Here is a 19488-nt window from a genome sequence, read left to right as displayed (position 1 = left end):
GGCGGCTTGTGCCTGTCTCATTCCAAAGTGCCCCAGCGCGGAACCGTGCCCCCACACGGCCGCCGCACGCCTGGGCGCACGTGTTCTCCAGCGGTACATCCAGGACATGTCTGAGCGTCGTCCCTATCCGAGCGATCTATCCGATGCCCGTTGGGAGTTGGTCGAGCCGGTACTGTCTGCCTGGCGGGCCGCGCGACGTCGGCATGCCTTGGATATCGGTCGCCCACCTGAGCATGACCTGCGCGACATCATGGACGCGATCTTGTACGTGGATCGCACCGGCGTGCAGTGGCGTTACCTGCCGCACGATTTCCCTCCGTGGAACACCGTCTACGGCTACTTCGCCAGGTGGGAGAAGGGCGGCGTGTTCTCCCAGCTCACCGGGCTATTACGGGGGTTGGCTCGCCAGCAGGCAGGCAAAGGTGCCGCACCCTCGGCTTGTGTCATCGACGCGCAGAGCGTGAAAACCTCCACCGGTGTCCCCGCGGCCAGTCAGGGCGTTGACGCGGGGAAGAAGATCGTGGGCCGCAAGCGCAGTATCGTCACCGATACCCTCGGCTTGCTCCTGGCGGTTGTTGTCGCGGCCGCGAGTGTGCAGGACTCAGTGGCCGGCACATACCTGGTCGACGCCGTGGCCGCCGCCCATCCCACCATTCGGAAAGTCTGGGTGGACGGCGGCTACCGCCAGCATCTCGTCGAACATGCAGCCCGCCTGGGAATCGACGTGGAAATCGTTCAGCGTGCCCCCGGAGCCAGGGGCTTCATCCCCATCCCGAAACGATGGGCTGTCGAACGCACCTATGGATGGCTGATGTTCCACCGCCGCCTGGCACGCGACTACGAAGCCCTCCCGCACGCTCCGAAGCCGTGATCCACCTGGCCATGACCGACCTCATGGCCCGCCGCCTTACCGGCGAAGCCGCCGTCTCCTGGCGTGACCCCATAAACCAGCATGAACCACAGATTCCAGGATGAAACAACGGGAGAAAACGACCTCTTACCGTGGGCCTGGTACACGCCTCCTGCGAGCGGAGTCGTACAAGGACGCCCGCACCGGCTCTGCCGGCAGGGGCCTTCAGACGCTGGGGACGTGCAGCAAGTCCCAACTGGACTTGCCGGGGACACCGTCGGACTCGTTGTCTGAGGAGTGGAGCTTCCGCTGCCAGGCGGCGTAGGACTTCACATCGCCCGAGCCCCACACGTCGGTGTCACGGCTGGACTCGTACCGATTGCATCCTTCGGCGACAAGCCGATCGTGCATCGCGGTGATGACCGGCGATTTCTTTCCGGTGTGGAAGAACGAAGCACCAGGGAAGGGCTCGAACTTTCCGGTGCCGCCATCCATGAACTTGCGGTAGGCCCCGTTCGTGAACGTGGACCATTGGCTCCAGCCGTGTGCGTCCTTGATGGCCTTTGCTGTCTTGGCGTTGTAGACCGGGTCCTTGAGCTTTCCGGCAATCCTGAGCGAGTCCGGCGGGGAGAACTGCTCTGGGTGCCTGAGGGAGCGTATCTGGAAGAGGCCAAAGGACGGCCCCCACTTGTTGTCGGCCAGACCCTCGTCCCCGACAATGGCCGGGTCGCCGCGGGACTCTGCCATGGCGACGGCCGCCGCGATGTTGATGTCGCTGCCGGTGAACCCCACCTGTGTGGCGAGGGCTCGCAGCTCGGTCAGGTTCATTGTCATTCCCTACGCCTTCTGGCTTTCCGATCAGGAGCCATGTCGCCATGGTCCATTACGGTTTCGGATCGAGGGTCGGGTGCAGTCCGGAATCCCCGGCCCGGGTGGATATCTTGCCGGAATGTGATACCTGCACTTGCGGATAAGGGCTGAAATCCCGGCTATGAGCGCCCCTAGTTGACGCCTATACAGATAGCGGATCAGATTCCTCTTCACCGCGCCTCCGTGGAGAGCGAGGCGGATTTGCGAGGCGGAAAGATCAGTTACTTCGACCGTATGGCCGGGTCAGCAACGGGGCAAACGGAGCGCTAGGTGTTCTGTCCGGGGAGGTTGTGGACGGTGAGGCAGGTCTCGGCTGAGGGATCTTGAACAGGTGAGGGCCTTCCGGGTTCGGTGTGGATTGCGACGTCTACACCGACCGAAAGGCCCTCGTGCCCCACCGTAATGCACCCCTGACCGAGACTGGACGGCTGCGTCTGGCCCGCTGCGTCGTCGACGAGGGCTGGACCCTGCGGCGGGCCGCCGAACGCTTCCAGGTCTCGCCCACCACCGCCCAGCGCTGGGCCGACCGCTACCGGCTGCTGGGTGAGGCGGGGATGGCAGACCGTTCAAGCCGCCCGCACCACAGCCCGCGCCGCACCCCGACACGCACGGAACGGCGCATCATCAAGGTCCGCCTCCTGCGCCGGTGGGGCCCGGCCCGCATCGCCCACCTGCTGCGACTGGTCCCCTCGACCGTGCACCGCGTGCTGACCCGGTTCGGCCTGGCCCGCCTGACCCACCTGGACCGGGCCACAGGCCGGCCGATACGCCGCTACGAACGCGACCGCCCCGGCGAGTTGGTCCACGTGGACATCAAGAAGCTCGGCAACATCCCCGACGGCGGCGGCCACAGGACACTCGGCCGGCAAGCAGGCCGCAAGACCCGCTCAAAAGTCGGCTACAGCTACATCCACACCGCCGTCGACGACCACTCCCGCCTGGCCTACAGCGAGATCCACACCGACGAGAAAAAGGAGACCGCCACCGCCTTCTGGACCCGGGCCCAAACGTTCTTCACCACCTGCGGCATCACCGTCGAACGGGTCCTGACCGACAACGGCGCCTGCTACAAGTCCCACACCTGGCGCGATGCCCTCGCAGCAGCCGGGATCACCCACAAGCGAACCCGGCCCTACCGGCCACAGACCAACGGCAAAGTCGAACGCTTCAACCGCACCCTGCTTGACGAATGGGCCTACGCGAAGCCCTACCGCTCAGAGACCGAACGCCGCGAAGCGTTCCCCCAATGGCTGCACACCTACAATCACCACCGCGGACACACCGCGCTCAAGGGCAAACCACCCGCCAGCCGCGTCCCCAACTTCACAGGGCAATACAGCTGGGCCCTGTTGTGGGCCGGCCTACGAACCGGCGGGCGAAGATCCAGGAAGAGCACCGCGTCCGCCGCTTCTCCCGCCTCTGCGAATCGGTCGCGAGGGGAGCTTCGCCCGCTCGTTGTGGTCGGCTTCGGTCTCGCCAGAGAAGATGACGGCGGGGTCGTCGTTCGGAGTGTGCCGGTTTCGGCGCTGGTGGGCCGGTGTTCTTTGTCGTTGTCCTGGCGGGCGTAGTCGCGGAGGATCCGTTCCGCGTGGCCGCCGTCGAACAGCTAGCGGGCATCAGCCCGGCCAGCCGGCATCAGCGCCAGTCGCTGCAACACGGTCTGCCGACCGGCACTTCGCCAGCCATGGCGGAATGTGAGCCCGCTGATCTGCTCAACGAACGCTGTCCGCGGACACGTGTCCGCTGTCCTCTTGGCCCTCTCAGCAGAATCATGCTTGCGTTTCGTTGATCCTCCAGGGCTCTGCACAGAAAGAGATCGGGCGGCTTTCAGCCGCCGCCCGCATTGCTTGACTTCCCCGAGCGTGCAGATGCACCCTGATAAAGACGCTACGTACATGCTATGCGCCAGCAAAGTCGCGAACATCGCACACGCGTCTGCGGTGAGATGCGCAAGGCCCCTGGGGATCTCAGTTACTTGCGCCTTCACCGACCCGACTTTGGTGACGTCCTATGCACTCGCGTATCGGTAAGGCAAAGGTGCCCAACACGGCGCACCTTCCGTCCGTGATTGCACCCCAGCCTCTGAGCCCAGAAGGAACACACTCGTCCCTTCACGAGACCCGCGACGGTCAGCCTGATCGACCGTCGGTCGATCGTCGATGAGCCCCTCGGACCGCAGGCTCGGCGGCAAGTCGACTCGATTCGTGGTTCGGTGCCGACGCGTTCTCGCCAGCTCAGCCCACGGATTTCGTGCCGCTATGCGACGGCGTCGACCCACAACTCGCAAGGGAGTGAGGAATGCACCTCGTCACTCGTGCCGAGTGGGGGGCCAAGCCGCCCCGCTCGCCCCTCGTGCAGATCGCGTCCACCCGGGGCGTGAAGGTCCACTATGAGGGTGCTGCTGTCCCGGCCGATCTCGCCAAGCCGGAGAACCACCCCAAGTGTGCCGGCCGGGTGCGGACCATCCAGGCTGATCATCTGGCGAACCGCAAGGAGAACTACTCCGACATCGCCTACAGCTTCGTGGTCTGTCCGCACGGCTTTGTCTTCGAGGGGCGTGGCCTGCACAAACTACAAGCTGCGAATGGCAATCACCAGCTCAACCTGAACCACTACTCGGTGTGCGGCATGGTGGGCAACTCCGGCCTCACCCAGCCGACCAATGCTCATCTGGACGGTATCCGTGACGCCATCGAACTCCTGCAAGAGCAGGGCGGTGCCGGAGCGGAGATCAAAGGCCACCGTGATGGCTTCCCCACCCTATGCCCCGGCGACCCGCTCGAAGCGTGGGTGAAGAAGGGCGCTCCACGACCCGGTGCCCCCTCCGCGCCCCCGCCTACCGGTATCAGGGTCAGCCTCTCCCATGTCGTCGCTGCCGCACACACCGACCCGGGCGCCGCCCAGGGGCACACCACGTTCCCGGCGGACGTCAAACCCGTGGAGGCGGCCCTGGTCGAAGAGGGGCTGCTGGAGCCGGCGTTCGGCGATGACGGGTCTTTCGGGTCCCGTATCATCGCCGCCTACGCGGCTTTCCAGCGCAGCCAGGGGCTCACCGGAGCCAACGCCGACGGCATTCCTGGCGAGTCCACCCTCACTGCGCTCGGCAGCCGGCACGGGTTCAATGTCGCCGCCTGAGCCGAAATCTGGATCCACCGGCCGTGTGTGGGTGCGGACGGAATCTACTGTCCGCGGCCGGTGGTCCGGTGGTGCGGCGAGGTGAGTGAACGCAATCCGTACCCGAGTGACTTGTCGGATGAGCAGTGGTCGCCGCGCTTCAGCAAGCACGGCGAGATGCGCGGCATTCCGGGGGCTCGCTTTACCGTGGAGTGCGGCGAACTCCTGATTCGTTGCATCGGCATGCCGGGTTCCATTACTGCGATCCCCCGGGGCCGAGGACGCGGTCCGGGGCTTCGACGGAGCCCGATTGCTCGTCGGCTACGACAAGTTCTTCGACTTGAAACAGCCCCGCACGACTTGAAACAGCCCCGCACCGGGGAACTTGACTTCGCTGAGACGGCTTGGCGGCGGGAACGTCGTGGCACCCCCTGCTGCCTCCCCCGCCACCCGGAGGTGCTTGAAGCCCGGCCGGCCCCGGTCGACCGGGCTCCGTCCGGTTTGTCGACCGGGCTTCGTCCGGTTTTGGGCCGCCCTTGAGCGCCCGGACGTGGGAGCTGTCGATCACCGCCCGCGACATGTCCAGACGGTCGGTGGCCCGCAGCTCGTCCAGCAGCATCTCGTGCAGCCGCTGCCACACCCCTGCGTTGTTCCAGTCCCGCAGCCGCCGCCGGCAGGTCATCCCCGAGCCGAACCCGAGCTCACCGGGAAGCCATTCCCACTGGATGCCGGTGTAGAGGACGAACAGGATGCCGCACAGCACCTTGCGGTCCTCCAGAGCCTTCTTCCGCCCCGGCCGCCGCCGACCATCAGGTGACGATGGCAGCAACGGCTCGATTCTCGACCACAACTCATCGTCAACCAGCCAGGGTTGAGGGTTCCGCTTGCCCATACCCAAGCAACCGACACACCCGTCCGGAGGACACGGCTACCAGTGTTGCGTTAGGAGCTCTTAGACGAACACGTCGCGACGCGGAGGCGGACGGCTCTCAGGTGCCTGGGAGGAGGTTCTCGGCGACGAGGCTGTTGTAGACCTCTTCGAGGTGGGAGGTCACGGCCCGGGCGGGGTTTTCGCCCTTGGGGACGGGGACGATGACACCGTCCAGAGGATTGTCATCGCGAGGTTTGTCCAGGGTGAGGACCCCTCCGATACCGGGGGCGGCGGCGTCCCGGGCGGTGAGCGAAGGCACCCCCCACCGCTGCTCGATCGTCTTGAGCACTGAGGTGTGGTCCAGCGGCACGCTGCCGTCGGGGACGCGGAAGACGGTTCCGCCCTCGATGAGGGGGGAGACCAGCACCGTGGGTACCCGCACGCCGAACCGTGTGAAGTCGAAACCGGCCTCTCCGGCCTGTTGATCGGGCGTTGCCGCACCGGCGGGCGGCGGAACGTGGTCGTAGCAGCCGCCGTGTTCGTCGTAGGTGATGACCAGCAGGGTCTTGGCCCAGTCCGGCCCGGTGCGCAGCGCGTTGTACACGTCGAGGATGAGCTGCTCGCCCGATGCGACGTCGTCGTTGGGGTGTTGGCTGTTTCCGTCGTGCTTCCAGGCGGGCTCCAGGAAGGTGAACGCGGGCAGGGAGCCGTCGGCGGCGGCGTTCTTGAAGTCGATGAAGTGGCCGAAGTGCTGCGCACCGGCCTGCTGGGTATCGGGGAAGTTGGCCTTGGTCAACGGCAGGAGGTTGTAGCCGTAGATCACCCAGTCGATGTTCTTGTCGCTGAGTCGGCCGAAGATGCTGGGCGTGTCGAACATGAGCTTCGTGTTCTTCACCTGGGCCATGCATGCCGTGTCGCTCACCAGGCCCAGGCTGGTCCCGGCAAGGGCGAAGCCCCGGTTGGGCATGGTCTGGGTCGGCACCGAGCAGTACCAGTGGTCGCACACCGCGTAGCCCTTGGCCAGGCCGGACAGCACGGGCAGCGCTTCCGGGGGGAAGCAGCCCATGATGTCGCTCGCGGTGACGTCCGGGGAGTTGCCTTTCCTGGTCGGGAACATCTCCGCGAAGTCGGTGACGAAGCCTTCGTTGGTCGCGGCGGGGGCGGGGGTGTCCACCTGTTGCGTACCGAACAGCTGGTTGTTGACTCGGTGGTATTCCTCCCCGGGGATGGAGCCGGGCATGGAATACGCGCCGGGTTCGGTGTGGTCGATCCGGAAGACGGTGACTTTGCTGCCGTTCCCGTCCGGGTTGGACTCCGTGCCGGTCAGGCCTTCGAAGGGCTGACCGGACGGGGAGCGGTTGCCTTGGTCGGTGTAGAGGAACCCGAGCATGTTGTCGAGGGAGCGGTTTTCCTGCATGAGGACCACGAGGTGGTCTATCTGGCTCAGAAGCGTGGTGTCCGATGACATCTGGCACCTCCCGCAGATTGCGCGGACTGGAGGAGTGAGGCCCCGCTGGCTACAGCGGCTGCCCCCACTACCACCGTAGGACCAACCCCCCACACCCTGCTCGGCGTCGGGCACATCCTCTCGGCCATGGCACGTGCCTCCTGTGCGCCATGCTGGCGAATCGTGCCCGCAGGCCGGGAGGGCCGCCCCGTGTCGGGGGACGGTGGGTGCCATGGAGAATCACGCCTACGTCTGCTCGATCGTTCCGCCGCACATCATCGACGCTCTGGCGGAGTCCGACGATCCTGAAGTGCGCGAGATCGGCTTGCGCACCAGGGAACTTGACCACCAGCAGCGTCAGCAACGGCTGCAGGCAGCCCCGGGCGCGGCACCCGCCGCGCCGCCGTCCGCCGCTGACCAGCCCGACCGCACCATTTTCGACGCCGGCCAGGGCACGGACCTGCCGGGCGGCCGAACCAGGGGCGAGCAGGACCCGCCGGCCACAGACCAGGCGGTCAACGAGGCGTTCGACAGCCTGGGAACTACTTTCACGTTCTACTACGAAGTCTTCCAGCGCCGCTCCATCGACGGCGCCGGACTGCCGCTCGACGCCACCGTCCACTACAGCCATAACTTCAACAACGCCCTCTGGAACGGCCGGCAGATGGTCTTCGGCGACGGGGACGGGCGGCACTTCCACAACTTCACCGGATGCCTGGACGTCATCGCGCACGAGCTCACACACGGAGTCACCCAGTATTCCGGGGGTCTGGACTACCAGGGCCAGCCCGGCGCCCTCAATGAGTCGATCTCCGACGTCTTCGGGTCCCTGGCCAAGCAGTACACCCTGCGGCAGACCGCTGAGGATGCCGACTGGCTGATCGGAGAGGGGGTCCTCGTCCCCGGCATCAACGGTGTGGCACTGCGCTCCATGAAGGCCCCCGGCACCGCCTACGACGACCCGCGGATGGGCAAGGACCCGCAACCCGCGGTGATGGCCGACTATGTGAACACCGTGCGTGACGCCGGTGGGGTGCACATCAACTCGGGCATCCCCAACCACGCTTTCTACCTGGTGGCCGAGGCGCTGGGCGGCTGTGCGTGGGAGAAGGCCGGACGGATCTGGTACCAGACCCTCACCTCAGGCACCCTGCCTTCCGACGCCGACTTCCAGACGTTCGCTCAGGCCACCACGGAAGCCGCCCACAGCCTCTACGGGGCGGGAGCCGAGGAGGACGCGGTACGCAAGGCGTGGGGGCAGGTCGGTGTCAACAGCAACGGCTGATCCCAGACTCCCGCGAAGGAACTCCATGCACATCCGCGTGACCCGGAGCGGTGGCTTCGCAGGCATCACACTCCACGCCGAACTGGAGACCGGAGACCGTCCCGACGCCGCCGAACTTGAACACCTCGCAACGGAGGCGGTGGCCGCCGGCCACCCCGAGCCGCCGCCCGTCGTCCCCGACGGCTTCGAGTACGAGATCACCGTGGATGACCACACCGCGCACTGCGCGGACCCTCACCTGACCGACGCCCAACGCCAACTCTTTGAGCGGCTGCTCCACGAAGGTGCCTGACCGGGTCCGGGTGCTCGGCCAGCGCGGCGTCGGGCGCGGCCTGCTCGCGCTCCAGACCGGAGAACGCTGCATCTCGGCGACCGCTCCGTGGAAGTCCGCGTCCTTCTCGCCGTACAGCTTCGGCAGCGGGTCACCGTCGCTGATCCAGTTGGGGCTGAGGGGAGCGGGGCACCGGAAGTGGACATGCTGGTGAACGTCATCGCTTCTCCGGAGGGTGGGAGAGGGGTCGGGCAGGGCAAGGTGCCGCGGGTTGTCAGGTGAACTGCAGGTGGGTGGCGGCGAACATGCGCAGCTGGCAGGGCAGTCTGATGACGTGCGGGCCGCCCGAGGCCAATGCGGCCGCCAGGTCGTCGGGGCGCTCGGAACTGGTCACCGTGGCGGGGACTCCGTAGGAAGCGGCCAGTGCTGCGAAGTCCGGGCGGGTCAGCTCGGTGGCCGTGGCTTGGCCGGAGGAGCTGTTCATGTACTCGCGGAGGATGCCGCATCCGCCATCGTCGACGATCAGCCAGGTGACCGGCAGGTCGTGCTGGCGCAGGGTGGCCGGTTCGGCGAGGGAGTACATTGCGCCGCCGTCCCCGCTGACCGCGAGTACGGGCCGCCCGCGGCCGGGGCATTGACCAGCCTCCTGCTGCGGCGCCGCACCGCGGCCGGGAAAGCTGAGCCCAGCCGGAGAGCGGGTTGGGTCAGGGTGTGCGGGGAGCGCCGAGTTCGACGACCCGGATGAAGCTGACCGGTCCGCCGTCGTCGGGGGCTTTGTAGGCGTAGGGGCGGTCGCTGGCCAGGCGGGCGGAGGCGCCTGCATCGAGGGGGACTGTGCGGTCCTCGGTTTCCAGCAGCAGCGTTCCGGTGCTGACGAGGATGAGTTCCTCGGAACCCGGGGGGTCGGGCTGGGCCAGATAACGGTCACCGGACGCCAGGGTCCACTCCCACAGTTCCGCGCCGCCGCGGCGGGCGCTGGTGACGTGCAGCACGGCGCGACTGCCTGCGGGGCTGCTCCAGACCTCGACCGCCGTGGAGACGTGGCACGGCTCGGTGGTGGGCTGGGCGATCAGGGTGGCGAAGTCGACGCCCAGAGCGCGGGCGATCTTGTCGACGGTGACCAGGCTCGGATTGGCCGTTCCCTGCTCGATCTGGGTGAGCATCCGCCGGCTGAGGCCCGCCTTGTCGGCCAGCGTCTGGACGGTCAGGCGCGCGCCCTGGCGGCGACTGCGCACCTCACGGCCGAGGCGCTCGATGAACGGCTCGGTCGGGCCACTCTGCGACGGTGTTGACACAGCACTCCCCTGCATGTGCACTATATTGCTCATTATGAGCAACATGATACCCATGGTGGAGCGCCTGCCCCACCTACCGCCCAGTGATGTCCTGCACGCCCTGCGCACCGCGTTCACCAAGCTTGCCGAAGGTTCCGCGGTACAGCCGCCCCAGACTCTCATGCTGCTGCCCGGCGGCGGCGACGTCATCGCCTACCAGGCGGCACTCGACGACACCTACGGCCTCAAGATCTCCCCGTACCTCCCTCGGACCGGCCGGAGCGCGGTCGTCACCGCCTGGACGCTGGTCATGAGTACCCGCACCGGTCGCCCGTTGCTGCTGTGCGACGCCCACGCGCTGACCGTGGAACGCACCGCCGCCACCAGCGCGCTCGCCGTCGACCACCTGGCCCGGCCCGAAGCTGCCACGCTCGCCGTGATCGGCTCCGGCCCCCAGGCACACGCGCACTTGCGCTATGCCCGCGCCGTCCGCGCGTTCGCCTCGGTGCGCATGTACGCGCCCACGCTGACCGAGGCCAAGGCCCCGGACGGTGTGACGGTGGCCCACAGCGCGGAAGAGGCCGCGGCCGGCGCGGATGTCGTGCTGCTCTGCACCTCGGCGGCGCAGCCCGTCATCGACGCAGCAGCCCTCCCGCCGGGCACCGTCGTGACATCGATCAGCACCAACGCGCCCCGCGCCCACGAGATCCCGCCCGCGGCACTGCCCGCCATGGAGGTCTACGGCGACTACCGGCCAACCGTCACCACAGCGGCCGGGGAAATGGTCCTCGCCGCGGAAGCGGATCTGTGGTCCGCCGAACAACTCCGCGGTGATCTGCCCGAACTCCTCACCGGCGGCTGCCTGCCCCCTTCCGGTGCGCGACCGGTCCTCTTCCGGTCGATCGGCCTGGGCATCGAGGACCTCGCCGTCGCCCGCCTGCTCGAGTGCCCCTGACCCCTGCACCCCACCCCCTCCACCCCGTCCGCACACCGATCCCTGAGGAGGCCACCATGTCCTTCACCCCGTTCGAGCTCGAAGCATGGCAGTCCCGCTACGAGCACAGCGTCGCCCACAATCTCGCCGACAGCGGCTGCCACCCGGTCGCCCTGGGCGAACTGCTCACCGATGACCCCGACGCGATCCGGCGTCTCCTCGCCATCGACCTGAACTACCCGCCGGTGGGCGGAACCGACACCCTGCGCACCCTGATCGCCGACTGGCACACCGCCGCGGCCGACAACGTTCTGGTCACGGTGGGCGCCGCCGAGGCGAATGCCATCACGGTCGCCGCCCTCGTCGGCCCGGGCGATCACGTGGTCGTCATGGAGCCCGGCTACCGCCAGGTCCGTGGCTGCGCGCTGAACGCCGGCGCCGACGTCGACACCTTCCCCCTCGACCCCGACCGCCAGTGGCGCCCCGACCTCGATGCCCTTGACCGCCTGGTCCGGCCGGACACCAGGCTCATCGCCGTCACCAACCCCAACAACCCCGTCGGCACCATCCTCACCGAGCCCGAAATCGACGCGATCATCGCGGCCGCCGACCGGGTCGGCGCCTGGATCCTCGCCGACGAGGTCTACCGCGGCACCGAACGCCTCACCGACCGGACCACCCCAACCTTCTGGGGCCGCTACGACAAGACCGTCTGCGTCGGCAGCCTGTCCAAGGCCTTCGGTCTGCCCGGCCTGCGCCTGGGCTGGCTGGTCGCGCCGCCCGCAGTCGTGGACGTCACCTGGCGGCGCCACGAATACGCCACGATCTCCGCCAGCACGCTTTCCATGCACCTCGCCGAGACGGCCCTGACACCGGCCACCCGTGACCGCCTGCTGACCCGCAACCGCACCCTGGTCCGCAACGGCTACGCCCGCCTCCAGCAGTGGGTCGACCACCACAACGGACTGCTGTCCATCATCCCGCCCCATGCCACGGCACTGGCCTTCGTCCGGTACCACCTCCCCCGCCCCAGTCTGGAAGTCGCCGACGCGCTGCGCGTGCACGGCAACGTCCTGGTCGGCGCCGGAACACAATTCGGCGTCGAGCACCACCTGCGCATCACCCATGGCCTCGAAGCCGGCTACCTCGACGCCGCCCTCACCAGCATCAGTCGCGTACTTACCGAACTCGCCTGACATACCCGGCAGATGGGTGGGCGCGACAACGCTTGCGCGCCCCTCCGGACTGCTCCATCTCCGGATGGTCACTCCTTGCCGGGGCCAGCCGCACTCCGCCAGGGAAGCCCACCATGTGCCCATACGGGAACGCCGCACCCGTCCGACGACCACGTCAGGGCCGGCGGAACCCCGCGTCATAGACCACGAGCGCGGCCTGGACTCGGTTGGCGCAGCCGAGCTTGTTCAGTGACCGGCTCACATGCGTTTTCACGGTTGCTTCTGTCATGGACAACTGTTCCGCGATTTCCGCATTGGGCATGCCCTCCGCGACGAGGTACAGCACCTGGCGCTCGCGTTCGGTGAGGGCGGACAGGCGCCCCCGTGCTGCGTCGGCGAGCGTCGAATTCCGTTGGGAGAAGTGCGCAATCAGCCGCCGGGTCACCGTGGGGGCGAGCATGGCGTCGCCTTTGTGGACAACCTTGACCGCCTGGACGAGGTCCCGCGGTGGCGTGTCCTTGAGCAGGAATCCCATGGCTCCCGCTTGGAGCGCGGCGTGGACGTACTCGTCCAGATCGAACGTGGTGAGCACGATGACTTTGGGCGCGTCCGGCAGAGTGTGGATCTTCCGCGTCGCGGTCAGACCGTCCATTCCCGGCATGCGGATGTCCATCAGTACGACATCGGGGCGGCAGGTACCGGCCAGGTGAACGGCCTCCGCGCCGTCGCAAGCCGCTCCGACCACGGTGATCCCCGGATCCATACTCACGAGGTTTCCCAGCCCGCAGCGGAACAATTCTTCATCGTCGACGACGAGAATGCGGATGGTCATGCCGCTCCCTTCACCGCGGGAATCCAAGCACGGACCTGGAAACCGCCCCCGGGGCTCTCTACGGCGAGAAAGGTTCCCCCAAGGACGCTGACCCGCACACGAAGTCCGTTCAGGCCGTGCCCGCCGCTGGGCAGGTCCCGCAGCGGCCGCTTTGACGGAGCATCGTTCTCCACGGTGACGCGTACCCAGCCGGGGAGGTAGTGCAGATGCACGACGGTGGTGACGTTGCCGGCGTGCTTGTGCACGTTGGTCAGAGCCTCTTGTACCAGACGGTAGGCGGTGCGCTCCGCGGTGCCGTCAAGCCGATGCCGCTCGCCCGAGATCCGCAACACGACCGGTACTCCGGTATCCCGGGACTGCTGAAGCAGGTCGGTCAGGTCCCCCAGGGAGGGTTGCGGAGCCAGTGGTGCGGGATGGTCCTCCGTGCCGTCGCGCCGCAGCACGCCCAGTACCTGCCGTAGTTCGCCCAGAGCCTGCCGTCCGATCTGGCCGATCATCTGGCCTGCCTGGGCCGCCCGTTCGTTCTGGTCGGGGTCGATCTCCAGGGCGCCCGCGTGCACGACCATGAGGCTGACCCGATGGGCGACGACGTCGTGCATTTCCTGGGCGATCCGGTTGCGCTCCTCGCTACGCGCCTGCTCGGCCAGCAGACGCCGCTCCAGTTCCAGCCGCTCGGCCCGCTCCTTGAGGTTCTCCAGCACCGCACGGCGAGCCGTGACGTACCGGCCGAGCAATACCGGGACGACCACCAGGCCGAGATCCAGGTAGGTTTCCGGCTCCCACAGCGTGAGACCGCCATAGGAGTACACGAACCAGATCCTGCCGCCGGCCGCGGCCAGGAGGGCGCCAGCGCAGACCGCCCCCACGGCTCTGCGCGAGCGCCCGTGCCTGGCCGCGGAGTACAGGGCGATCGGCAACGCGGCACGGGGCGTGAAAGACGGAAGAGGCGCGAGAACCAGCGTCGCGACGGCCACGGCAACCGGCCAGCGGCGCCGCACGACCAAGGTCAGGCCCACAAGAATTGCCAGCAGCCGTACGGAAAGGCCCGAGTTCCCCCAGGAGATGTCCGCGACGTACCGCACGTTCACCAACGTGACCACGATCGTGATCGTGGCGTCCAGTAGCAGCTCTCTCCAGGACTCCCACCACAACAAACGGCAGGTAGGGAGGAGCCGCTGACCTCGCAAGGCGCTGCACCGGTGGAGCGGCACGGGGCCGGAACGCTGGGAATGCTGGGGATGACGGAAACGTCGCACCGGGTAGACCCTAGGACCCGGCGTCTGGCAAGCAAATACACCCACAAGACGATTCGACGTTGACTTTGGTCGTAGTTCGTCGCAGTGCCCGTCATCCTTTCGGTAGCGGATCCCCAGGTGCTGCTGTGTTCCTCACGCGGTGACGGTGATCACGGCGCCAGGACGGTGTTCATCGTGTTCCTCACGCAGTGACTTTCCGTTGGGCCCACGTCACCGGGCTGGGAGTGGTGGGGGATTGAATCAGGACCCGTGCAGGGATGGCGACAAGCTTCTGTTTCGGCGCATCATCCGCCCCGTTCATGAGGGTGATCTTGTAGACGATGTAGCCGATGTACCAGCCTCCGTTGACGCGTTCGTCGATCCAGCCGAAGTGGCCGCCGGGGACGGTGGTTTCGACCGTCTCATCGCGCATGGTCGTGAAACCACGCGTCGTAGTCGTCGACTGGCTGTACTCGAAACTGCCCTCGACACCGAAATCCCCCGTATCCGCCTTATTGATCCTGGCGTTGACCTTCCCGCCCACGGCCCAGCCCGTGGTGTTGCTCTCCACCTTGCTGACCGTGGCCTCCTGCTTCAAGGTGAGCTTCGATTCTCCCGCGACGTGCGGCGTCTGACTGATGCTCGGGTAGGAGCTTTCCAGTACGCCGACAAAGCCGCATGCCGGCTTGACCTCTACTCCGGGCGCCGGAGGTATCCCCTGGTCACGGCATTCCTCCTTGGTGGTCTTCCCATTGTCGAACGGGCCGCGCGGGATCCACGGTTCGATGTCGTCCTGGCTGCTTGTGCGGATGTCCGGGCTGTCCTTGACAGCGACGTCAGGCTTAAGATTGAAGGCGCTGCCGAGTTTGGCTCTTACGTCCTCAAGTGCTTTCTGGTGCGGATACTTGCTCTCCACCTCGGCGAGCTGGATCATTTTGGTGTCCAGCCCACTGACCGGGTAGCCCATGACGGCTTCTGAGCTATTGAGGGGAGCCGTTCGCGCAAGCATGGCGTCGACCTGTGCATCGCTGTCGTACCACACGCCCTCGCCCGCGAAAGCCGGGGAATGAGTGCCGCTCAGCGAGGCCACGGTGAGGCCGGCGGCCGCCGCGAGGGCCGTGGCGACCAGCCGGGTCCGCCTGCGGCCAGAAATCCCTGTGATGGGTTCGACGGGTGTCCTCATGACTCTCTCCTCATCCGGAGTCATATGTCTGCCTGGTTCAGGCACGGCAGCAAGAAGTATGAGCGCCGCTATCGCCGGATCGCATCCATCGAAAGAAAGCCGTGCGCCGAATCGAAAGTTGCAGAGAATTCCCGGTGACCACCGACTGCTCATCCACGGGAACCGCATCAGGCGCCTCCTACGTCTTGCGGGTCGGCATGAGATTGCCTTGAAGCTGAACGTGCAGCGTGCGAATGGCACGTTCACCGAAGAGAACAGCCAAAGGAAAGAGCCAGAGCCGCATGAACGAACGACTCGCTCCACAACCGTCGACACCCCACGACAGGCGAGCGGCAACCACCCCAGGAACGAACGCCACCAGCGCAGAGCGCGGCCTCACCGGCATAGCGGTGCTTCTCGTGGTCTTCGGTGGATACATCCTGCCGGTGGCGGGCTGGTTGATCGGCGCTGTCATATGGCTGGCCACCCCGGGATGGAGCGCCCGCGTCAAAACGGCCGGGCTGCTGGTCTGGCCGCTGTCCACACTGGGCCTGGTGGCCACCAGCGCCGCCACCTACTGGCTCATCCTGCCCTTGGGCGACCCGGTTTCCTCCATCGCCACTTCCCTCTTCCTCCTGGTGCCCAGCAGCTGGTTCCTGCTGCTGTTGACGGCCGCCTGGATGCTGCTCGGCGCCAGGCGCACATCGCGCGATGTAGCGGGAGACGCGCAGTGACGTGGGCGCGGCGTGCGGGAACGCGGTCCACGCTCGTCACGGTCGTCCTGGCCATGGCCGCCCCCCTGTTCACGGGATGCGTATCGCCTCTGCACAGCGGTCCCTCCCGGCCTGCCGTCCCTCCACCGCCGACCGTCACGTCCACCGAACAGACCGGCCCCGCACTGCCTCGGGTTTCGCCGACGCCCCGCCAGATCCGCCGCACCGGCCCCGACCTGCTTGTCCCCGCCACCGTGGACGTCCTGCGCAGCGCGGGCGCAGACGACTTCGCCGTACAACGCGTCAAACAGGCACTGCGCTCGGCAGGCGCCACCGAGGTGCATGTGTCCGGCCCCAAGGCGATCGCCTCCACCGACGCAGATCTCTCCACCCGCGAGAAGGCGCACCCCACTGACGTACGCGCCCCCGGGCTCAAGAAGGCGCCCCCCACCGGCGGACGCCCGCCCCTCACCATCGTCATCGGCCGGACGGACAGCGAGCCGGTGGCCGGCCTACTCAAGCGCAGCAACGCCTTTAGCCAAGGCACCCTCCCCGCAGAGGGCTACCAGATCACCACCGGCTCGCTGCGAGGCCGCCCGGGCGTGTTGCTGGCCGGCAAGGACACCGACGGCGTCTACTACGCGGCCCAGACGTTCGCCCAGCTCACCCGCCGTTCCTCGATCGCCGGAGCGTCGGTCGTCGACTATCCGTCCATGCCGCAACGAGGCGTGGTCGAGGGCTTCTACGGCAGACCATGGACCCACCAGACACGCCTGGACCAGCTGGCCTTCTACGGGCGGATGAAGCTCAACACCTACCTCTACGCACCCAAGGACGACCCGTACGAGCGGGACCGATGGCGCGACCGCTACCCAGCAGGGCAGGCGAGCCGGCTGACCGACCTGACCAAAGCCGCCCGCGCCCACCACGTGCGCTTCACCTACGTCCTCTCCCCGGGCAAGTCCATCTGCTACAACTCGCCCGACGACCGGCAGGCCGTCACCGACAAGCTTCAGTCCCTCCACGACCTGGGCATACGCGACTTCGCCATCGCCTTCGACGACATCCACCCACTGCCGGTGTGGAGCTGCGCGGCGGACCTGTCCCGCTGGGGAACCGTCACCGAACAGTCCCTGGCCGCCGCCCAGGCCGAACTGCTCAACCGCGTACAGCGGGGATTCATCGACCGCCATCGCGACATGCGGCCACTGCGGATGGTCCCCACCCAGTACAGCGACCTGACCGACACCCTCTACAAGAGAACACTGCGCCACCAGCTGGACGAGCACATCGGCACGATGTGGACCGGCACCGACGTCCTGCCCACCAGCATCACCGCGGACCAGGCCCGCGATGCGGCGGCAGTATGGGGCCACGACGTACTGCTGTGGGATAACTACCCCGTCAACGACTCCGACCAGACCACCGGACGCCTGCTCCTGGCCCCCTACGCCAAGCGCGCCCGCAAGCTGGACGAACACCTCACCGGCGTGGTGCTCAACCCGATGAACCAGGCATCGGCCAGCAAGGTCGCCGAATTCACCGGCGCCGATTACGCATGGAACACCCGGGACTACGACCCGACGGCCAGCGCCCGCGCGGCCGCCGCCGACCTCGCCGACGGAGACGCCGCGACCGCCCAGGCACTGCAACTCTTCTTCGACACCCAGCACATGGCCCCCAGCTGGAAGGGAGCCCCCTGGCAACCACAGGCCCCTGCCCTGGCCGCCCGGCTGGAACGTTTCGACACCCAGTGGGCAAGAGGCCAGAAGCGTCAGGCCGTGGACCAACTGCGTTCGTACGCCCGCCTGATGGCCGCGGCGCCCGAGCGGATCAGAACCCACGCCAAAGACCGGGACCTGGCCACCGAAGCCAAGCCCTGGCTGGACGCCCTCACGTTGTGGAGCCAGGCCCTCATCGCCACCTGCGACGCACTCCAGGCACGCCTCGACGGGAATGCGGAGCGGGCCGGTGAGCTGCTGACCCGTTCCCGGGCCAAGGCGGACCAGGCATCAAAGCTGCGTACCATCGCGGGTGCTACCCGGCCCCAGGGCACCGTCAAAGTCGCCGACGGCGTACTCGACACCTTCCTGAAACGAGCCCCTGCACTCCGCTGACCCCTCCCAGAGAAGGCCCCGGGCGTGGCGGCGTCATCGGATGCACCGCGGGCGGCAACTATGCCGACGAGCCTCTTCTCCCGCACCGGGCTGTCGTCGGTCACCACCCAGACGCTCTCGCCCAGAGTGAAGCCACCCCTGTCGAGTGTCCCGCGCCGCCACCACGAGCCGGGCGGAGGTGCCGAGTTCGGCCGGGATGACCCGCAGGCTGTTCTTGCGCCGGGCGCATCAGCACCCTGGGGAGCGTGATTGAGTTGTCGGTTTCTACGGAGAGCCGCAGAGAGCCCCAGACATGGTGGATACCCGAGTAAGAAGACTTTGGCGCTACAAATCGAACATAATCGAACGTCGCGTGGTCTGCAGGGGTTGATCTTCACGCGTGATGACCGTGCGGGTGAGGGCAAGCTGTCGTCGCGTCTGGGGCTGGTGACCGACGCGGTGGAGGCCGGGCCGGGGTTGGATCTGTACGGATATGTGGTGGGGCAGTTGTCTCGGGGTGGGCGGGTCGACTACGTGATCGTGGACGAGGCCCAGTTCCTGCTGTCCGGGCAGATCGACCAACTGGCCCGGATCGTGGACGACTTGGAGCTGGATGTCTTCGCGTTCGGTATCACCACCGACTTCCGGACGAGGCTGTTTCCTGGCTCCCAGCGTCTGATCGAGCTTGCGGATCGCTTGGAGACTTTGCAGGTCGAGGCGATGTGCTGGTGTGGTGCTCGGGCTACGCACAATGCGCGCACCGTGGGTGGGGAGATGGTCGTCGAGGGGGAGCAGGTTGTTGTGGGCGATGTGGCTCAGTCGGCGGCGGAGGTTGGGTACGAGGTGCTGTGTCGACGTCATCACCGCAGGCGGATGACGAGCGCTGCGGCGCGGGGAGCGGCGCTGTCGTCGGACGTGCTGCCGGTCACCGCCACTTGACCTCTGGCCGGCGAGAAGTGCGTCGCGTTGTTTGTCGGCCGTGCTGGCCATGGGGGAGCGGTCGTTGGGGAGTGGGCGGTTCTGGGCCGTGGGCTCGGGAGGGTGGCTTTGGCCGCAGGTTCGAGTCCTCGGCAGGAGCCGCAAGCGAGGGCCGCGGTGAGCGCACCGCAAGCCGTGGTTCGGCGTAGTTCCCCGGTCGGTTGAGTGCACGGACCAACCCTCGGCGCCTGGACTTGTGGCATTCCGGTGACAGGCACCAGGCGTCGACATCTCCGGTATGGGAGGTGTGGTGCCATGGGCTGGGAAGGCTCCGGTCCTATGAGGAACGGCTCTCGTGGCGTTTGGTGCTCTCATCTACCTGCTGCAGCTTGGGGCCGACGAGATCGTCGAGGCGCCGTTGGCCGCTGTGGCTGTGGCTGT

At 67.1% G+C, this 19488-nt stretch carries 14 protein-coding genes and 5 pseudogenes; 10 read left to right on the top strand and 9 right to left on the bottom strand.

Annotated features, from left to right (window positions below):
• Positions 1–106 precede the first annotated feature (106 nt).
• Positions 107–975: pseudogene (locus GR130_RS30440) on the top strand (IS5 family transposase).
• Positions 976–1075: 100 nt separating this feature from the next.
• Here GR130_RS30440 and GR130_RS30435 read toward each other — a convergent pair.
• On the bottom strand, positions 1076–1678 hold the full coding sequence (locus GR130_RS30435) for a peptidoglycan-binding protein (protein WP_159507671.1): 603 nt from the start codon (positions 1676–1678) through the stop codon (positions 1076–1078).
• 431 nt (positions 1679–2109) lie between these two features.
• Between GR130_RS30435 and GR130_RS30430 the strand changes: the two are divergent.
• Positions 2110–3060 (top strand): annotated as a pseudogene (locus GR130_RS30430) (IS481 family transposase); the annotation flags it as partial.
• A gap of 1012 nt (positions 3061–4072) precedes the next feature.
• The gene (locus tag GR130_RS30425; RefSeq protein WP_236573678.1) at positions 4073–4855 is read left to right on the top strand and encodes a peptidoglycan-binding protein; all 783 of its coding nucleotides are present in this window, start codon (positions 4073–4075) and stop codon (positions 4853–4855) included.
• A gap of 661 nt (positions 4856–5516) precedes the next feature.
• On the opposite strand, the pseudogene GR130_RS42120 reads toward GR130_RS30425, so the two are convergent.
• Together GR130_RS42120 and GR130_RS30415 are read right to left on the bottom strand one after the other, a co-directional pair.
• A pseudogene (locus tag GR130_RS42120) lies at positions 5517–5726 on the bottom strand (transposase); the annotation flags it as partial.
• Between the two features lie 97 nt (positions 5727–5823).
• The gene (locus GR130_RS30415) at positions 5824–7173 is read right to left on the bottom strand and encodes an alkaline phosphatase family protein (protein WP_159507669.1); all 1350 of its coding nucleotides are present in this window, start codon (positions 7171–7173) and stop codon (positions 5824–5826) included.
• A 211-nt stretch (positions 7174–7384) separates the two neighbouring features.
• Between GR130_RS30415 and GR130_RS30410 the strand changes: the two genes are divergently transcribed.
• Positions 7385–8437: a M4 family metallopeptidase gene (locus tag GR130_RS30410; RefSeq protein ID WP_159507668.1), complete on the top strand. Its 1053-nt coding sequence runs from the start codon at positions 7385–7387 to the stop codon at positions 8435–8437.
• A gap of 25 nt (positions 8438–8462) precedes the next feature.
• Positions 8463–8729, top strand: a complete 267-nt coding sequence (locus tag GR130_RS30405; protein ID WP_159507667.1) for a protealysin inhibitor emfourin — start codon at positions 8463–8465, stop codon at positions 8727–8729.
• Here the strand turns inward: GR130_RS30405 and GR130_RS42115 are convergent.
• From GR130_RS42115 to GR130_RS30395, 3 genes and pseudogenes are all read right to left on the bottom strand, one after another.
• Positions 8635–8879: pseudogene (locus GR130_RS42115) on the bottom strand (hypothetical protein); the annotation flags it as partial. The gene GR130_RS30405 and the pseudogene GR130_RS42115 overlap by 95 nt on opposite strands.
• A gap of 103 nt (positions 8880–8982) precedes the next feature.
• Positions 8983–9327, bottom strand: a pseudogene (locus GR130_RS41065) (thiamine pyrophosphate-dependent enzyme); the annotation flags it as partial.
• Between the two features lie 85 nt (positions 9328–9412).
• Positions 9413–10036 (bottom strand): helix-turn-helix domain-containing protein, encoded by a 624-nt coding sequence (locus tag GR130_RS30395; protein WP_236573677.1) that lies wholly within the window; start codon positions 10034–10036, stop codon positions 9413–9415.
• A gap of 1 nt (position 10037) precedes the next feature.
• Between GR130_RS30395 and GR130_RS30390 the strand changes: the two genes are divergently transcribed.
• The gene (locus tag GR130_RS30390; RefSeq protein ID WP_159507665.1) at positions 10038–10937 is read left to right on the top strand and encodes an ornithine cyclodeaminase family protein; all 900 of its coding nucleotides are present in this window, start codon (positions 10038–10040) and stop codon (positions 10935–10937) included.
• A gap of 56 nt (positions 10938–10993) precedes the next feature.
• On the top strand, positions 10994–12112 hold the full coding sequence (locus tag GR130_RS30385; protein WP_159507664.1) for an aminotransferase class I/II-fold pyridoxal phosphate-dependent enzyme: 1119 nt from the start codon (positions 10994–10996) through the stop codon (positions 12110–12112).
• A 154-nt stretch (positions 12113–12266) separates the two neighbouring features.
• On the opposite strand, the gene GR130_RS30380 is transcribed toward GR130_RS30385, so the two are convergent.
• The 3 genes from GR130_RS30380 to GR130_RS30370 all read right to left on the bottom strand — a co-directional run bounded on the left by GR130_RS30380 (position 12267) and on the right by GR130_RS30370 (position 15341).
• Complete coding sequence (locus GR130_RS30380) at positions 12267–12923, bottom strand: response regulator (protein WP_159507663.1); 657 nt, start codon at positions 12921–12923, stop codon at positions 12267–12269.
• Positions 12920–14134 carry a sensor histidine kinase gene (locus GR130_RS30375; protein WP_443043695.1) on the bottom strand — a complete coding sequence of 405 codons (1215 nt, stop codon included), beginning with the start codon at positions 14132–14134 and terminating at the stop codon, positions 12920–12922. The genes GR130_RS30380 and GR130_RS30375 overlap by 4 nt, the downstream gene beginning before the upstream one ends.
• Before the next feature lie 226 nt (positions 14135–14360).
• Positions 14361–15341, bottom strand: a complete 981-nt coding sequence (locus GR130_RS30370) for a hypothetical protein (protein ID WP_159507661.1) — start codon at positions 15339–15341, stop codon at positions 14361–14363.
• A gap of 281 nt (positions 15342–15622) precedes the next feature.
• On the opposite strand from GR130_RS30370, the gene GR130_RS30365 reads away from it, so the two are divergent.
• From GR130_RS30365 to GR130_RS30355, 3 genes are all read left to right on the top strand, one after another.
• On the top strand, positions 15623–16054 hold the full coding sequence (locus GR130_RS30365; RefSeq protein ID WP_236573675.1) for a hypothetical protein: 432 nt from the start codon (positions 15623–15625) through the stop codon (positions 16052–16054).
• 53 nt (positions 16055–16107) lie between these two features.
• Positions 16108–18150, top strand: coding sequence for a beta-N-acetylhexosaminidase family protein (locus tag GR130_RS30360; RefSeq protein ID WP_236573673.1), 2043 nt, complete (start codon positions 16108–16110; stop codon positions 18148–18150).
• A 249-nt stretch (positions 18151–18399) separates the two neighbouring features.
• A complete protein-coding gene (locus tag GR130_RS30355; RefSeq protein WP_159507660.1) occupies positions 18400–19068 on the top strand; it encodes a thymidine kinase in 669 nt (222 codons plus the stop codon).
• Positions 19069–19488 lie beyond the last annotated feature (420 nt).

The organism is Streptomyces sp. GS7 (assembly GCF_009834125.1).
In the GTDB taxonomy this organism is placed as follows: domain Bacteria; phylum Actinomycetota; class Actinomycetes; order Streptomycetales; family Streptomycetaceae; genus Streptomyces.
The sequence above is the reverse complement of the archived record's forward strand: the minus strand, read 5'-3'. Positions and strand labels throughout refer to the sequence as shown.

Coding starts and splice junctions, on each gene's coding strand:
- GR130_RS30435 (WP_159507671.1), bottom strand. CDS start 1,678: ATGAACCTGACCGAGCTGCGAGCCCTCGCCACACAGGTGGGGTTCACC.
- GR130_RS30415 (WP_159507669.1), bottom strand. CDS start 7,173: ATGTCATCGGACACCACGCTTCTGAGCCAGATAGACCACCTCGTGGTC.
- GR130_RS30410 (WP_159507668.1), top strand. CDS start 7,385: ATGGAGAATCACGCCTACGTCTGCTCGATCGTTCCGCCGCACATCATC.
- GR130_RS30405 (WP_159507667.1), top strand. CDS start 8,463: ATGCACATCCGCGTGACCCGGAGCGGTGGCTTCGCAGGCATCACACTC.
- GR130_RS30395 (WP_236573677.1), bottom strand. CDS start 10,036: ATGAGCAATATAGTGCACATGCAGGGGAGTGCTGTGTCAACACCGTCG.
- GR130_RS30390 (WP_159507665.1), top strand. CDS start 10,038: ATGAGCAACATGATACCCATGGTGGAGCGCCTGCCCCACCTACCGCCC.
- GR130_RS30385 (WP_159507664.1), top strand. CDS start 10,994: ATGTCCTTCACCCCGTTCGAGCTCGAAGCATGGCAGTCCCGCTACGAG.
- GR130_RS30380 (WP_159507663.1), bottom strand. CDS start 12,923: ATGACCATCCGCATTCTCGTCGTCGACGATGAAGAATTGTTCCGCTGC.
- GR130_RS30370 (WP_159507661.1), bottom strand. CDS start 15,341: ATGAGGACACCCGTCGAACCCATCACAGGGATTTCTGGCCGCAGGCGG.
- GR130_RS30365 (WP_236573675.1), top strand. CDS start 15,623: ATGAACGAACGACTCGCTCCACAACCGTCGACACCCCACGACAGGCGA.
- GR130_RS30360 (WP_236573673.1), top strand. CDS start 16,108: ATGGCCGCCCCCCTGTTCACGGGATGCGTATCGCCTCTGCACAGCGGT.